At 41.6% G+C, this 14,768-nt stretch carries 13 protein-coding genes; 5 read left to right on the plus strand and 8 right to left on the minus strand.

Annotated elements, in window-relative coordinates; genetic code table 11:
- The first annotated feature begins 155 nt into the window (after positions 1-155).
- Positions 156-1,736, plus strand: coding sequence for a sodium/proton antiporter NhaB (gene nhaB / locus ACSSVW_RS08605; RefSeq protein WP_036967117.1), 1,581 nt, complete (start codon positions 156-158; stop codon positions 1,734-1,736).
- A gap of 56 nt (positions 1,737-1,792) precedes the next feature.
- On the opposite strand, the gene tyrA is transcribed toward nhaB, so the two are convergent.
- The 6 genes from tyrA to ffh all read right to left on the minus strand — a co-directional run bounded on the left by tyrA (position 1,793) and on the right by ffh (position 6,988).
- Positions 1,793-2,917: a bifunctional chorismate mutase/prephenate dehydrogenase gene (tyrA, locus tag ACSSVW_RS08610; protein WP_036967115.1), complete on the minus strand. Its 1,125-nt coding sequence runs from the start codon at positions 2,915-2,917 to the stop codon at positions 1,793-1,795.
- Between the two features lie 493 nt (positions 2,918-3,410).
- Positions 3,411-3,770: a 50S ribosomal protein L19 gene (gene rplS / locus ACSSVW_RS08615; RefSeq protein ID WP_004587324.1), complete on the minus strand. Its 360-nt coding sequence runs from the start codon at positions 3,768-3,770 to the stop codon at positions 3,411-3,413.
- Between the two features lie 33 nt (positions 3,771-3,803).
- On the minus strand, positions 3,804-4,571 hold the full coding sequence (gene trmD / locus ACSSVW_RS08620) for a tRNA (guanosine(37)-N1)-methyltransferase TrmD (protein WP_036967113.1): 768 nt from the start codon (positions 4,569-4,571) through the stop codon (positions 3,804-3,806).
- On the minus strand, positions 4,571-5,104 hold the full coding sequence (gene rimM, locus ACSSVW_RS08625) for a ribosome maturation factor RimM (RefSeq protein ID WP_036967112.1): 534 nt from the start codon (positions 5,102-5,104) through the stop codon (positions 4,571-4,573). The genes trmD and rimM overlap by 1 nt, the downstream gene beginning before the upstream one ends.
- 17 nt (positions 5,105-5,121) lie before the next feature.
- Positions 5,122-5,370 (minus strand): 30S ribosomal protein S16, encoded by a 249-nt coding sequence (gene rpsP, locus ACSSVW_RS08630; protein WP_036967110.1) that lies wholly within the window; start codon positions 5,368-5,370, stop codon positions 5,122-5,124.
- Positions 5,371-5,611: 241 nt separating this feature from the next.
- The gene (ffh, locus tag ACSSVW_RS08635) at positions 5,612-6,988 is read right to left on the minus strand and encodes a signal recognition particle protein (RefSeq protein ID WP_036967108.1); all 1,377 of its coding nucleotides are present in this window, start codon (positions 6,986-6,988) and stop codon (positions 5,612-5,614) included.
- 243 nt (positions 6,989-7,231) lie between these two features.
- On the opposite strand from ffh, the gene ACSSVW_RS08640 reads away from it, so the two are divergent.
- The 3 genes from ACSSVW_RS08640 (at position 7,232) to ACSSVW_RS08650 (ending at position 10,356) form a co-directional block, all read left to right on the plus strand.
- On the plus strand, positions 7,232-8,035 hold the full coding sequence (locus tag ACSSVW_RS08640; protein WP_065978555.1) for a cytochrome C assembly family protein: 804 nt from the start codon (positions 7,232-7,234) through the stop codon (positions 8,033-8,035).
- Positions 8,036-8,096: 61 nt separating this feature from the next.
- Positions 8,097-9,365 (plus strand): HlyC/CorC family transporter, encoded by a 1,269-nt coding sequence (locus tag ACSSVW_RS08645; RefSeq protein ID WP_141687232.1) that lies wholly within the window; start codon positions 8,097-8,099, stop codon positions 9,363-9,365.
- Between the two features lie 151 nt (positions 9,366-9,516).
- Positions 9,517-10,356 (plus strand): mechanosensitive ion channel family protein, encoded by an 840-nt coding sequence (locus tag ACSSVW_RS08650; protein WP_065978556.1) that lies wholly within the window; start codon positions 9,517-9,519, stop codon positions 10,354-10,356.
- A 126-nt stretch (positions 10,357-10,482) separates the two neighbouring features.
- On the opposite strand, the gene ACSSVW_RS08655 is transcribed toward ACSSVW_RS08650, so the two are convergent.
- Together ACSSVW_RS08655 and gshA are read right to left on the minus strand one after the other, a co-directional pair.
- The gene (locus tag ACSSVW_RS08655; protein ID WP_036967095.1) at positions 10,483-11,091 is read right to left on the minus strand and encodes a transglycosylase SLT domain-containing protein; all 609 of its coding nucleotides are present in this window, start codon (positions 11,089-11,091) and stop codon (positions 10,483-10,485) included.
- 136 nt (positions 11,092-11,227) lie between these two features.
- Positions 11,228-12,802, minus strand: coding sequence for a glutamate--cysteine ligase (gene gshA, locus ACSSVW_RS08660; protein WP_421418558.1), 1,575 nt, complete (start codon positions 12,800-12,802; stop codon positions 11,228-11,230).
- A gap of 390 nt (positions 12,803-13,192) precedes the next feature.
- On the opposite strand from gshA, the gene ACSSVW_RS08665 reads away from it, so the two are divergent.
- Entirely contained in the window at positions 13,193-14,740 is a 1,548-nt protein-coding gene (locus ACSSVW_RS08665; protein WP_036967088.1) for a methyl-accepting chemotaxis protein, read from the plus strand.
- The last annotated feature ends 28 nt before the right edge of the window (positions 14,741-14,768 follow it).

The raw sequence follows: 14,768 nt of genomic DNA on the forward strand, positions 1-14,768 counted from the left end.
TAATTAGCCTAGTATTAATAAACCACACTTAAGTTAATAATTAACAATCGTTATCGTACTTTAGCTATACTAAAATTACACTAACAGCATATTTACTGTTAACGCTAAGTGAATTAACTTATTAGCGTTTTCATCCCATCTAATAAGGTACTGCAATGCAGCAACGAGTTCTGCCGGCAATCTTTAAAAACTTTTTAGGGAATTCGCCACAATGGTATAAATACACCATTCTTGCTTTTTTATTGTTAAATCCGATTTTATTTCAATTAAACCCTTATATTGCTGGCTGGGTGCTGGTACTAGAGTTTATTTTTACCCTTGCTATGGCATTAAAATGCTATCCGCTTCAACCCGGTGGGCTTCTGGCGATAGAAGCGATGTTTATTGGGATGACTTCAGCGGGTCAGGTTGAACATGAAATAGTTCAAAATGTGGATGTCATCTTACTGTTGATCTTTATGGTTGCGGGCATTTACTTTATGAAAGATCTGTTACTGTATATTTTCACTAAGTTAGTTGTCTCAGTTCGCAGTAAAACAGTGCTGTCGCTGTCTTTTACACTTGCTGCTGCATTCTTATCTGCATTTCTTGATGCCCTGACTGTCATGGCGGTTGTTATTGCCGTTGCAATGGGTTTTTACAGCATTTACCACAAAGTTGCTTCGGGGAAAGACTCCAGCAGTGAACATGATATAAACGACGATAATCAAGTGCGTCCTGTCAATCGTCAAGAATTGGAAGAATTTCGGGCATTTTTACGCAATTTGTTGATGCATGCTTCAATCGGTACTGCATTAGGGGGCGTATGCACCATGGTTGGTGAACCGCAAAATTTAATTATTGCAGAACGTGCTGGCTGGTTTTTCGGAGAGTTTTTCTTTCGCATGCTCCCCATCACCTTGCCTGTAATGATTGCAGGTGTAGCGACAACTATTCTACTCGAAAAAACGAAGACATTTGGTTACGGTGCTAAATTGCCAGTTCCTATTCACACCATATTATCTGAGCATGCTAAAAAGCTTGAGAAAAAACGAACAACGCGTGACAAAGTCAATTTGGCTATTCAAGCAGTAATAGCGGTGTGGCTCATCATTGGACTTGCTTTACACTTAGCAACCGTCGGGTTAATTGGTTTATCGGTGATTATTTTTGCCACTGCCAGTGCAGGGATCATTGAAGAGCACCAGTTAGGAAAAGCATTTGAAGAAGCACTCCCCTTTACCGCTCTGCTGTGTGTATTCTTTTCAATTGTTGCAGTAATAATCGACCAACATTTGTTTACGCCGGTTATCAGTTGGGTGCTGACATTTGAAGGGCAGTTACAATTGGTGATGTTCTTTATTGCGAATGGATTACTTTCTATGGTGAGCGATAATGTATTTGTTGGTACAGTTTATATTAATGAAGTCGCTGCCGCGTTAGAGGCGGGGCAAATCAGCCGTGATCAATTTGATTTGTTAGCCGTTGCAATTAATACAGGGACTAACTTGCCTAGTGTGGCGACACCAAATGGTCAAGCTGCATTTTTATTTTTACTCACCTCGACACTCGCCCCCGTGCTCAGGCTTTCTTACGGACGAATGGTCTTTATGGCACTGCCCTATACAATCGTATTGACTGTAGTAGGTTTAAGTATGACGTTATTTAGTTTGTCTGATATGACTGAATTACTCTATCAATGGGGACTTATTCAACACCATTCTGGTGGATTACCTGGCTCATTAGGCGGTCACTAATAAGCAGTGTATAGCGAGCAGCATACAATGTGCTCGCTTTTACTTATGCGACAGTGTTAATCAAGCACTTTAGCATCATTCGCTTTATTCAATAAGCTACGACTTTGTGTCAAGAAATGTGCCGTTGCATCTGAAAAATACGCTTTAGCTTCTGCAAAGGCATCTATAAGAGCGGCTTTATCACCCGCTTTTAATTTTTCTAATGTTTGCGCAAACGTATCTTGGTAGTTAGCCAATAAGGCTTCGACATCATCAAATTGCGCAAGCATAATATCAGAGTAAAGCTCTGGCGATTGCGCAAATAAACGACCAACCATCATGAGTTCTAGCTGATAAATGGGTGATGAACAACTTCTCAATTCTGCGAGTGTATGACTTTGTTTTGCTAAAAACTGACCATAAACAAAAGTCGTTAAGTGGCGCATGACCTGGATAATTTGCATTGCTTCATCATGCTTTTTAGCATCCATTTCCACGACCTGACAGCCCCACACTTGTAATTGTGCCAATAATCCTTGCGCAACTTCATGATTACGCCCTTCACATACCACAACAGTCTGCTTTACCCAATGAGATATATCGGGGCCAAACATTGGGTGTAAGCCAACAACAGGGCCTGAATGAGCTGCCATTAATGCTTTTAATGGCTTTTGCTTCACCGAGGTTATATCAACCAATAAACACTCATCATCAAGCGTTGGTAATGCTGCTACTACCTGTTCTAACGCATTGATTGGCACACTCACTAACACCAACTTTGCGCCTGCTAAAATAGCTTCACTATCAGCCTGTTGTTGTTTATCTAAAATACGGACTTCATACCCAGAACGAATAAATTGTTGGGCAAATAATTGCCCCATAGCCCCTTGACCACCCACAATGACAATCGGAGATAGCTGAGGAGCAGAACAGGCCAAGCTCCCTTGCTGATTTTGATACGCTTCTCGCATCATACGACGCAGGATATCTTCAACAAGCTCAGGGTTAACGCCTTGACTCATTGCCTCTTGGCGACGAGCTGCCAGCAAATCGGCTTCACGGTCAGGCGCATGTAATGGCGCCCCTGTTTGCTGCTTAATAGCCCCTATTTGTTCTGTAATACCATTACGCTTTGCTAATAACGCGACTAATTGCGCGTCACATTCATCGATCCCTGCTCTTAATTCTGCTAGCTTATCCACTGTTACCACACCTCAAACCCAAAACGTAAACTAAAGTATACAAAAAAGTAAACCTTTTAATACGAAATATAGTACCAGCATAAGCAGCAAAGTACAAAGTCCTTGGGGCTAATCACGCAGGGGAAATACGCCAGTTCAAATATTGCTGTACGGGAATTATTGAAAGAGGTGTGAAAAGTAAAATAAGAAGAAGCCAGCTAATTTCAATCCGCAATAATGCTTCATCATTTTGAGGGATTAAACCTGTCGCTACCTGCGTTAAAAATGTCTGATTTACGACTGCATGGATGCAGGAGGTAGAGCAATGCAGGAGCTATTGCCGAGAATGACCAAATAACGACATTTTTCCTTGTTATTAACGACGTTTTATCGCTTCAAAACTGCTCACTTTATTAAGCGAATTAATACAATAGAAAAATTGTTCCCTAAAAACCAAAACGGGTTGCAACCCGAAGGCTGCAACCCGTTTTTTTGCGTTGATAAACAGCGCGTATTAGTTAAGTTTTTCTCTAATACGTGCAGATTTACCAGAACGCTCACGTAGATAGTAAAGCTTCGCACGGCGAACTGCACCGCGACGCTTAACTGTTACGCTGTCGATAAGAGGGCTGTGCGTTTGGAATACACGCTCAACACCTTCACCGCTCGAGATTTTACGAACTGTGAAAGCTGAGTGAAGACCACGATTACGCTTAGCGATTACAACACCTTCAAAGGCCTGTAGACGCTCTTTGTTACCTTCTTTTACACGTACCTGTACAACTACTGTATCACCAGCGCCGAATGCTGGTACGTCTGTTTTAAGCTGCTCTTCTTCAAGCGCTTTAATAATATTTTGGTTTACTTTTGCCATTATATTTCTCACTTTCCTAGGTGTAACTGTCTTCTAGCCACAAGCTTGTTGGTACTCTTGCTTGAATTCTGCAAGAAGTGCCGCTTGCTCCTCAGTCAGAGCTAGGTTATGCAACAAGTCAGGACGACGTAACCAAGTTCTACCTAATGACTGCTTTAAGCGCCATTTGGCAATTTCTTGGTGGTTTCCGCTGAGCAATACAGCAGGCACCTGTTTATCATCCAATGTTTCTGGCCGTGTATAGTGAGGACAATCAAGCAATCCATCCGAAAATGAATCTTGCTCTGCTGACTGGTTGTGACCTAGTACACCAGGCACTAATCGCGCAACAGCGTCAATTAATGTCATAGCGGGTAGTTCACCACCACTCAGAATAAAATCACCTATTGACCATTCTTCGTCAACATATGACTCTATGATTCGCTCATCTATACCTTCATAGCGACCGGCAATCAAAATCAGTTTATCGGAGTTGGCTAATTCAGCCGCACCTTGCTGATCTAATTTGCGCCCTTGCGGGGACATATAAATTACTTTTGCACCATCGCCTGCCGCTTTTTTAGCGTCAAGGATGGCTTGTTTCAATGGTTCAACCATCATCAACATGCCGGGACCGCCCCCATAAGGACGATCATCCACGGTTCTATGCTTATCAGTAGCGTAGTCACGTGGATTCCAGCAGTTAAAGTCAATTAAACCATTTTTAACTGCGCGACCTGTTACCCCTTGAGTGGTAATAGCATCAAACATGTCCGGGAAAAGGCTTATCACCCCTACCCATAACGAACTCGTTTGTGACATTAAAACCCTGGGTCCCAGTCTACGGTAATTTCTCTTGCTTCGTGTTTAACTTCTTTAATAACAGAGTCTGTTAAAAAAGGAATTAAACGCTCGGCTTGGCCAAATGCATCTTTTTTGTTTGCTTTCACAACCAAAACATCATTTGAACCTGTCTCCATTAGGTCATCAACCGTGCCTAAGTCGTAACCTTTATCGGTTACAACAGACATGCCAATGAGATCTCGCCAATAGAATTCACCTTGCGGTAATTCTGGTAGTTGCGCCGCGTCAACAGAGATTTCAACATTGGTGAAAGCCATTGCTTGGTCTCGATCGTTTACTTGCGCAACTTTAGCGATAAAGCCTTTGTTGTGGCGACGCCAGTCGACCACCTCTAAGGTCTGCCATTTACCTTGTTGCCCTATCAACCATGGGCTGAAATCGAAGATCCCTTCGGGATCATCAGTAAATGAATGCACCTTAAGCCAGCCCTTTATACCATAGGGGGCGCCGAGCTTTCCTACAACAATTATCGAGGTGTTCTCTTGACTCATGGTTACACTTACGCCTATTAAGCCGCTTTACGAGCGTCTTTAACTAATTTAGCTACGCGATCTGAAAGAGATGCGCCTTGACCTACCCAGTGTTCAACACGAGATAAATCTAAACGTACTTTTTCTTCCTGACCAGAAGCGATTGGGTTAAAGAAACCTACTTTCTCGATGAAGCGACCGTCACGCGAGAAACGGCTATCCGCAACCACAATTTGATAGAAAGGGCGTTTTTTAGCGCCACCACGTTGCAAACGAATAGTTACCATACCGTCCTCTAAATAGATTGACTGTTTTCATTAATAAGATTTACTCCCCAGTACGGGGAGCTGGGGAATTGTACGAGTTTTTTGCAACATTGCAAGTAAGAAGTGATGCAAAATGTAAGTTTAGTTGATTAAACACTGATCTGTGCGTTAGATCTTACATTTGCGCCTAAGTTTGGCATAATTTATCCATTAAAAAAGGAGCTATTTGCTCCTTTTTTACACGAAACGGACTTGTTGAAAATTAAAACTTAGGTCCGCCACCCATCATACCTGGTGGTAACATCCCTTTCATGCCGCGCATCATTTTCATCATGCCGCCTTTACCTTTCATTTTCTTCATCATCTTTTGCATCTGCGTAAATTGCTTAAGCAATTTATTGATTTCTTGTACTTGAGTACCAGAACCCGCTGCAATACGTTTTTTACGTGAGCCTTTAATGATTTCAGGACGGGCGCGTTCTTTTGGCGTCATTGAGTTAATAATCGCCTCCATTTGCACAAATGTTTTATCACCCATTTGCCCTTTTACTGCATCGGGTAAATTTTGCATACCTGGCAATTTATCAAGCATCGACATCATACCGCCCATGTTTTTCATTTGGCGCAGCTGCTCAGCAAAATCATCAAGTGTAAAGCCATCGCCTTTAAATACTTTTTCAGCAACTTTAGCGGCTTTCTCCTTGTCGACTTTCATTTCGACTTCTTCGATCAATGAAAGTACATCACCCATGCCTAGAATACGCGACGCTATACGGTCAGGATGGAATGGTTCAAGAGCATCGGTGCGCTCACCCACACCCATGAACTTAATCGGCTTACCGGTGATATGGCGAATAGATAAAGCAGCACCACCACGGGCATCACCATCAGTTTTCGTTAGAATCACACCACTGAGTGGTAATGCTTCATCAAACGCTTTTGCTGTATTTGCAGCATCTTGACCTGTCATTGCGTCAACAACAAATAAGGTCTCAATAGGATTAATCGCACTGTGTAGTGCCTTGATTTCATCCATCATGTCGCTGTCAACGTGCAAACGGCCCGCTGTATCAACTAAAACAACGTCTATAAACTTTTTCTTCGCGTGGGCAATCGCATTACTGGCAATATCAACAGGCTTTTGCGAAATATCACTTGGGAAAAACTCAACCCCTACTTCAGTAGCTAGGGTTTCAAGCTGTTTGATTGCCGCAGGACGATATACGTCAGCACTCACCACAAGCACAGATTTCTTTTTGCGTTCTTTTAAGAACTTAGCAAGTTTACCCACACTGGTCGTTTTACCGGCACCTTGTAAACCCGCCATCATCACAACTGCTGGCGGCTGCGCATTCAGGCTTAGCTCTTCATTTGCTTCGCCCATGGCTTTTTCAAGCTCTTCACGAACGATTTTAATGAACACTTGGCCTGGACTTAAGCTTTTAGTTACTTCAACGCCAACTGCGCGTTCTTTAACTTGCTTAACAAAATCACGAACAACGGGTAACGCAACATCCGCTTCCAAAAATGCCATGCGGACTTCACGTAATGTATCTTTAATATTGTCTTCAGTTAAGCGTCCGCGGCCACTGATATTTTTTAAGGTTTTACCTAAGCGTTCTTGGAGATTCTCAAACATGTAAAGGTTCCGATAAAACGTGTTTCACCTGTAAAGCGCGCAAAAAACACAATTTAAGTTGCAATACAGGCAATATTAAATTTCAATTCCTAGCAGTATACCGTAAATGGTGGTCGACAATACAGTGTTCAAGTGCGCTGTTTGAGTTTCTTTTTACAAACTCTATGCTTTTGCCTTGCTATAAAATACAATGGCATCAATGAGACAAGGATTTATTGATATAAATTAAGTGGCCAAAACACGATGATTATTAGTTTAACTATTATTGCTAGTTTGTTTTATGTGTTAGCAACGTCGCATGTGCTTTCACGCCTTTTTCACAAACAAGGCCCAAGCCAAAAGCTCACGGTGATTTTAAGCACCGTAGCAATCCTTGCACATATGTTATTACTGGTGAATTCTGTTTTTCGAGCAGACGGCCAAGATTTAAGCATTGTTAATGTGGCACTTTTAACCTGCTGGGTCATTGTGGTGTCTGTCACGGCGGTGTCGCTTAAGTTTCCTGCAACGTTGCTATTGCCTGTTGTTTATGGCTTTGCAGCTATTTTAACGCTTGCTAGCCTATTTATACCGCATCATGTGATTATTCATACCATTGATGTAGAACTAGGCTTAGTGACACATATCTCGCTATCTTTGCTAGCTTATTGCGTACTTATTATCGCGACTTTATACGCTATACAATTTTACTTTATTGATAAGCGCTTAAAGCGTAAAGATTTAGCCATTGTGCACAGCCATTTACCCCCGCTAATGGTGGTTGAGCGTCAGCTCTACCAACTATTAACTTTAGGCACTATTTTACTCACCTTCGCACTTCTGTCTGGTTTTATATTCTTAGACGGTATGTTTGCCAGTGAGTTTATCCATAAAACGGTTTTATCATTGATTGCGTGGCTTATTTTCACGGTTGTTACGGTTGGTCACTTACGCCAAGGTTGGCGAGGAAAACCCGTGGTATTTTCGATCATGATAGCTGCATTTATCCTATCACTTGCTTATTTTGGCAGCCGTTTCATTCAAGAAGTGATACTAAATAAGTTTTAACTTGACTCAGCAAGCTCTCTCTAGCTTAATATGCATTGGTTTATAAAAAAAGGATCCATCGTTGGACGACATATCGACTAGTACCCTGTTTATCGTATTGGGATTATTGATACTTATTTCTGCTTATTTTTCGGGTTCTGAAACCGGAATTATGTCAATTAACCGTATTCGTTTACGCCATCTTGCGAAAGAAAACCATCGCGCAGCGAAACGCGTCAGTAAACTCTTAAGTCGCCCAGACAGACTTATTGGTCTGATCTTGATTGGTAACAACCTAGTTAATATCGCTGCAGCACAGGTTGCGACGATTATTGGTATTCGCTTATACGGTGACGTTGGCTTGGCTATTGCGACAGGTGCTCTGACTTTAGTGGTGTTAATTTTTGCTGAAGTTACACCAAAAACGCTCGCGGCTCTCTACCCTGAAAAAGTCGCGTTTCCTAGCTCTATCGTGCTTAAAGGCTTGCTTAAAATACTCTTCCCGTTCGTTGTAATGGTAAACTGGCTGACCAATGGTATGTTACGTTTATTTGGTATTACGACCGCGCAAATCGAAGAGCACAGCTTAAGTAAAGAAGAATTAAAAACCGTGGTTAATGAATCGGGTGCCTTATTGCCTGCACGTCACCAAAGCATGCTGACGTCTATCTTAGATTTAGAGCAAGTGACCGTCGAAGACATCATGATCCCACGCAACGAAATTGTCGCCATTGATATTAATGACGATTGGAAACTAATCAGTCGCCAACTAACACATGCACAGCATACTCGCGTATTACTTTATCGCGATCAAATTGATGATGCGGTTGGTTTTATTCACTCACGTGATGCACTTCGTCTATTGACGAAAGAGCAGTTTGATAAACCATCATTACTGCGTGCGGTCCGCGAGATTTACTTTATCCCTGAAGGTACCTCGCTGAACACACAGCTTTTGAAATTCCAACAATCAAAAGAACGAATTGGTTTAGTGGTTGATGAATACGGTGATATTCAAGGCCTTGTAACTCTTGAAGACATTCTTGAAGAAGTGGTAGGTGATTTCACCACAACGCAAACACGTACTCCAAGTGAAGAAGTGACAACTCAAGATGATGGCACAGTGCTTGTTGATGGTGGTGCAAACATCCGTGATCTAAATAAAGAGATGGGGTGGGAATTACCTATCGATGGCCCTAAAACCTTGAGTGGCTTAATTGTTGAATACCTTGAAGATATCCCAGATTCGAATTTAAGCCTACGAATAGCAGGCTACCCAATAGAAGTATTGGAAGTGAAAGAGAATATGGTAAAACTGGTGAAAGTTATTCCCAGTAAACGAACTGAATAACAGATAAGGAGTAGCTTGCTACTCCTTTTTTTATAGCTTATTTCATAATTCTACCCCGAAGTTTCCTATTTCATACCTATAAACACACATTAAGCTGCTAATTCGTCTACTATGGCTTGCATATTTTAACGTCTCGTTACATGGAGCAAAAATGGACGAAATATCGATCGAAAAAGTATATAACCAAGCAATTGAGCTACTCATGACGTATGGACCAAAGTTTATTTTAGCGATTTTGGTGCTTGTTATTGGTTGGTGGCTAATTGGCAGAATTGCCAAGATGACCGAAAAATCAATGTATAAAGTAAAGTTTGAGGCAGGCCTGACACACTTTCTAGTGTCGTTTATTTCTGTCATTCTGAAGATACTATTACTTATTTCTGTCGCCTCAATGATTGGCATAGAAACCACCTCATTCATCGCAATGCTCGGTGCTGCAGGTTTAGCTGTGGGTATGGCATTGCAAGGCAGTCTGGCTAATTTTGCAGGTGGTGTGCTGATCTTATTCTTTAAACCTTTTAAAGTGGGCGATGTTATTGAAGCACAAGGTTACATGGGGAAAGTCGTTGAAATTCAGATTTTCGTCACTATTTTGCTTACCTACGATAATGAAAAAATAATCATCCCGAATGGGGCCCTGTCAAACGGCTGCGTGAAGAATAAGTTTGCGGAAGCCACTCGCCGTGTCGACATTGAATTTGGTATTAGCTATGGCGATGACGTTCATAAAGCCCGTGAAGTACTTCTGAGTGTCCTTAATGACTACGAATTAGTGCTTAAAGACCAAGAAGCGAAGAAACCTGTTGTGCATGTTAGTCAACATGGTGACAGCCACATTGGTATGCTCGTTTGGGCATGGGTTGATTCTGATAACTATTGGCCTGTGTATTTTGGCCTCTATGAAAAAGTGAAAATTGCTTTCGATGCAGCAGATATCACTATCCCATTCCCGCAGCGCGATGTGCATATTCACCAGTTTCCTGGCAAGTAATCACATGCACAAGTGTACCTAACAGTAACAGAATGGGTACTCTTTGTAGTGCAATTGAATGTTATAGTGCAATTGAATGCAATAAAAAAGCCCGTAGTTGCGGGCTTTTTATATTTTTGTACCTGTTTAACCAAATAAGCGCTCAAACCAGTTTTTATCAAGCTCATCTTCACACTGTTTAAGCTGAGCACCATACCGGCTCGCACGGTGTTTTACTTTATTAGCTACACTCATTAACCACTTTTTGCTTTTGTAGGTACCGCGCTTATACCCGCCCCACCCTTCATGGTAATTTAGGTATTGTGCGTAAGCATCCCACTTTGATACACCATTCACTTTATGTGTTTTATAAACAAACCAAGCCATAAAATCGATGGCATCATCAAAGTCATCTCTGTCAGCACCGCTGTTGCCGGTTTCTCGAATATAGTCTGACCACGTAGGTGTTTTTGCTTGCGAGTAACCATAGGCAGAGCTTGCTCGGCCGATAGGAATGATCCATAAAAAGTATTCCATCGGTGGAGCGGCATCATGACGGAATGAACTTTCTTGATACATCATGCTCATCAGCACATGTTTTGGCGAGCCCCACTTTTCTTGTGCGTCACGTGCATCATAATACCAATCAGGTTTTTCTTCGAAAATCTTACAAATATCATGCGGTTGCTCTGGTGGAGCCGTGGCACAACCCGCCATAGAAGCGACCAGCGATAAAATAATTAAATTTTTTTTCATTTTTTTTAATATCTCGCTGAACTTTTTCTTATTGAGTCAGTCTGACTTTATGAATGCAGCAGTATAGCATTGTTTCATCCCTGAAGAATCTTTGACGCAGCCAACCTAGGCTGCGTTTTTTTATGCCTAAAAGCTGCTAAGCTTTAGCAAAGTAATCATCTAAAAAGGCCGTAAAGGATAGCGTATCTGCTGCTTTTACTTCACGCTCTTTTGCAATCGAATTGACGGCTTGTTCCCTTAAAAAAGCCGGATCGTAATACTGATAATCCGCGGCTAAATGATTTTCTTTATATTGCTGTGCAAGTGCTAAAGCAAACTGGCCGTTATCTTGGTTTTCTTTTGCAAGTGTTGCAACATAACGCCCTGAAAACGTTTTACTTGACTCAGTTACCCAACTCGACAGCTCATGAATTGTTTCGCTGTAGTAACTTACGCCATACGCACTGTCCATATAACGCGCAACAGGGATTAGACTCTCAAAAATAGTCGATGCCCAATCAACCAAGCTAACTGCTTCACCTTGTTTTGTTAATTGTAATTCAGGGTTGCGCCCTTCATTAACTACCGCATCAAGGTTCTGCGTGCTTAACTGTTGCTCTTGCCAATCCATTGTTGGAGATTCGCTTAAAAGACAATACGTTAAAAAGACATCGAGGAAACGGATTTGCTGTAAATCGATCCCTGTTTCACTGAATGGATTTACATCAAGTGCACGCACTTCTATGTACTCAATGCCCCCTCGTAATAGGGCATCTGTCGGTGTTTCGCCTGATGTAGCATTACGTTTTGGTCGAATTGGCGAGTAAAACTCATTTTCTATCTGTAAGATATTTTTATTAAGCTGCTTTGGTTCAGCACGGGTATAGTCGTCAATATGACCGTAAATATCTGAAGGCGTATGAATGGCAGCTTTCAAACCTGCTACGTATTCCTCAAGCGAGTTATACATCACTCGCAACGATGATTGAGCGCTGTTTGTGTAACCTAAATTACCTAATCGCAGTGCGGTGCCAACCTCAAGGTACAATGTGCCTTTGCCCAACTTTTTAAATGGCAGATCAGTTTCTCGCCCTTGTAAAAATGAGCTACATAATGCAGGTGACGCACCAAATAAGTAACTTATTAACCAAAGCTCACGCTTAAAGTTTCGAATAAGCCCCAGATAACCATCTGAAATAAAGGTGCTAAGTGGTTGCTCACTGGCACTCAACGCGTGCAAGCTCTGCCATAACTCATCAGGAAAAGAGATATTAAAATGCACACCAGCAATAGCTTGCATCATGCTGCCATACCGATTCTTTAACCCTTCTCGGTACAACGTTTTCATGCGCCCTATGTTTGAGTCACCAAACTGAGCCAGCACAATGTCATCTTGATTATCAATAAAGCATGGCATGCTGATAGGCCATAGCAGCTCATCATCCATCTGTGACAAGGTAAACTTTTGCAAATCTTTAAGCTGCGCTAATGTTTGCTCAGCCGATGTGCTAACAGGCGTAATGAATTCTAATAAAGACTCAGAAAAATCAGTGGTGATATGGTCATTGGTTAAAGCGCTTCCCACTCCTTGTGGATGACCCTGTTTTGAGATAACACCATTTGGTTTAATCCTTAATGCTTCTCGCTCGATGCCACGTTTAATCCCATTTATTGCGTGTGGAAAATGTGCTGTTAACGCTTCTAGCGTTTTATTTAAATTATGTTTTATCAAAAATGCTTCCTCGAGCCGCGTGGCTTTAATCCTAAGTGTATGGGGGCAAAAAATAAATACTCAAGAGTAAATAGTTGTTTGATTTTATGCTCCGTCACTCATAGCTCATCTTGCCATTGTGAATACTATTATACAATTGGTTTGAGGGCACTTCATTGATGCTAAATTGCTTCATCACCCCCATCAGCAAGACCGATTATTTTTGACATTCATTTCATGCAATACAAAAGGGTTAGTTTAAGCATAATTTATCAGACAAGTTATTGTTTTAGATCAAGGGATGAATAAAATTTCTAAAACTTTAGCAGTAATCAGCTTGTCCCCTCTTCCCTTACATTTTTCTGAGATTATAATCCGCACACCGTAACAAAGTATATTTCAAGGACTCATATGCGTCGTGGGCAAGAAATCATTAATCAAGAAGTGACATACTCTGAACAACAGGAGCTTGTCTCGACAACCGATTTACGTGGGGTAATTACCTACGTAAACACAGAATTTTGTAACATAGCGGGCTATACCGAAGATGAGCTATTAGGTAAAAACCATAACATAGTGCGCCACCCTGATATGCCTAAAGCCGCATTTAAAGAAATGTGGGAAAAGCTTAAACAAGGCCACTCTTGGCGAGGCATGGTAAAAAACCGCTGTAAAGATGGACGTTATTATTGGGTTGATGCCTTTGTCACACCCATTTACGAACATGGACAATTAGTCGGCTATCAATCAGTGCGTACAAAACCCTCTGAACACTTGAAAACACGCGCTACGGCTTTGTATCAAAAGATTAATGATGGCAAATCAATCGCCTCGTTTCGCGAAAATGTGTCACTAAGACAAATAGTGTCTTTGATTATTATTCTTGCGGGGGTTATTGCACTTGGTTTTACCACATCGTTGATGACTGTATTAGCGACACTTGCGATTATTTTACTGCTTGCTGCGCTTAATTATGATGAGTTAATAGTGACTCCTTCAGCACTTAAATCACAGCGTGCAGAGTTTGATTCTGTGTCACGCTATGTGTATTGCGGTGCACACCCATTTAGTATTGCGCAATATAATCAGCAGATGCTATTTGCAAAATTACGAACAGTGCTGGGCCGCGTTAAAGACTCGACCTACTCCTTTAAGAATATCGCAACAAACTTAGATACGCAGTCATCGCTTACTGAGCAGGGTATAGCGGCACAAGGTCAGCGTTTAGGTGATATTGCGACTGCAATGACACAAATGAGCGCAACCATTGGTGAAATATCAGCAAATACGCACCATACAGCTGAAAAAGTAAATGATACATACCAAAGCTGTACAGATATCAAACTGCATATTGAAGACAATAGCGCGATGGTATCAGACCTTGCTAACCAAGTTGAACAAGCAGCAACAACCGCTAATTCATTAGCCAGTGAAGCCGATAAAATCGGCCAAGTGATGACTGAAATTGAAGGTATAGCTGAGCAAACAAACTTACTTGCCTTAAACGCCGCAATTGAAGCTGCCCGTGCAGGTGATCATGGTCGAGGTTTTGCTGTCGTTGCCGATGAAGTGCGTGCACTTTCTTCACGAACACAGAACGCCACTGCGCAAATTCATAGTTCAATTAAAGAAATTCAAGATACATTATTTAGTTGGTCTAAAGTAATGCAGTCAACTAAACAACAAGCTGATAGTTGTGTTGAAACAACCACACATACTCAAGCTGAGCTTGCGAGTATATTCGCACAGATAAATGAAATATCTGGTTTGGCGACCGAAATCTCTACCGCAGCCGAAGAGCAACAAGTTGTCAGTGCAGATATACGTGAAAACGTTGAAAGTATTAAAGGACACAGCGAAGAGAACTTAAAGCTCAGCTATAACGTAGCTAAAGATGCCGCAGGCCTCGTTGAGGGGTCGCGCAAAGTAAACGATATGCTATTGACGTTTAAAGTTTAGTGTTTCTTAAATAAGCGATTTATTTAAA

This window comes from Pseudoalteromonas sp. MBR-15, assembly GCF_053628915.1.